1 protein-coding gene is annotated in these 1,471 nt (G+C 59.6%); it reads left to right on the top strand.

Going from position 1 to position 1,471, the window contains the following annotated elements; translation table 11 throughout:
- On the top strand, positions 1–1,471 hold a 1,471-nt coding region (locus AB0C34_RS31525), incomplete at both ends, for a ubiquinol-cytochrome c reductase cytochrome b subunit (RefSeq protein WP_357081096.1).

A 1,471-nucleotide genomic window follows, 5' to 3' on the forward strand; every position in this document is an offset into this window, starting at 1 on the left:
ATGAGGCGGATGAGCGGTATCGTGCCGCGGCGTTCGTCAAGCGGTCGATCAACAAGGTCTTTCCGACGCATTGGTCGTTCTTGTTGGGTGAGATCGCGTTGTACAGCTTCATCATTCTGTTGCTGTCGGGTGTGTATCTGACGTTGTTCTTCGATCCGTCGATGACCGAGGTGGTCTACAACGGGTCGTATCAGCCGTTGCGTGGTGTGACGATGTCGCGGGCGTATGAGACGGCGTTGAATCTGTCGTTCGAGGTGCGGGGTGGTTTGTTCGTCCGCCAGGTGCATCATTGGGCGGCGTTGTTGTTCGCGGCGTCGATCATCGTGCATCTGTTCCGGATCTTCTTCACCGGTGCGTTCCGTAAGCCGCGTGAGGCGAACTGGGTGATCGGGTCGCTGTTGTTGATCTTGGCGATGTTCGAGGGGTTCTTCGGGTACTCGCTGCCGGATGATCTGTTGTCGGGTACGGGGTTGCGGGCGGCGTTCGGTGGTATCACGATGAGCATCCCGATCGTGGGTACCTGGATGCACTGGTTGATCTTCGGTGGTGACTTCCCGGGTGAGATCATCATTCCGCGTCTGTACGTCGCGCATGTGTTGTTGTTCCCGGGCATCATCTTGGCGTTGATCGCGGCGCATGTGGCGTTGGTCTGGTATCAGAAGCACACGCAGTTCCCGGGGCCGGGTCGTACCGAGAACAATGTGGTCGGTGCGCGGATCGTGCCGGTGTTCGCTGCTGATCAGGGTGCGTTTTTCGCTTTCACCCTCGGGATTGTCGCGATCATGGGTGGGGTGTTGCAGATCAACCCGATCTGGAATCTGGGTCCCTACAATCCGTCGCAGGTGTCGGCGGGTTCGCAGCCGGACTTCTACATGATGTGGACCGATGGTTTGGCTCGGTTGATGCCGCCGTGGGAGTTGTATCTGGGGCGGTATACGGTGCCGGCGGTGTTCTGGGTGGCGTTGATCATGGGTTTGGTGTTCACGGTGTTGATCGCCTATCCGTGGATCGAGAAGCGGCTGACCGGTGACATGGGTGCGCATCACAATCTGTTGCAGCGTCCTCGTGACGTGCCGGTCCGTACCGCGATCGGTGCGATGGCGATCGCGTTCTATGTGGTGTTGACGTTGTCGTGTGTCAACGACATCGTCGCGTTGAAGTTCGATATCTCATTGAACGCGACGACCTGGATCGGGCGTATCGGTTTGTTGATCGCGCCGCCGATCGCCTACTTCCTGACCTACCGGTTCTGTATCGGTTTGCAGCGCAGCGACCGCGCCGTGCTCGAGCACGGGATCGAGACCGGTGTGATCAAGCGTCTGCCGCATGGGGAGTACATCGAGGTGCACCAGCCGCTCGGCCCGGTCGATGACCACGGTCACCCGATCCCGCTGCAGTATCAGGGCGCTCCGGTGCCGAAGAAGATGAGCAAGCTGGGTTCGGCGGGCAAACCGGGCACCGGCAGCTTCCT

This window comes from Nocardia sp. NPDC049220 (assembly GCF_040647855.1).
GTDB lineage: Bacteria > Actinomycetota > Actinomycetes > Mycobacteriales > Mycobacteriaceae > Nocardia.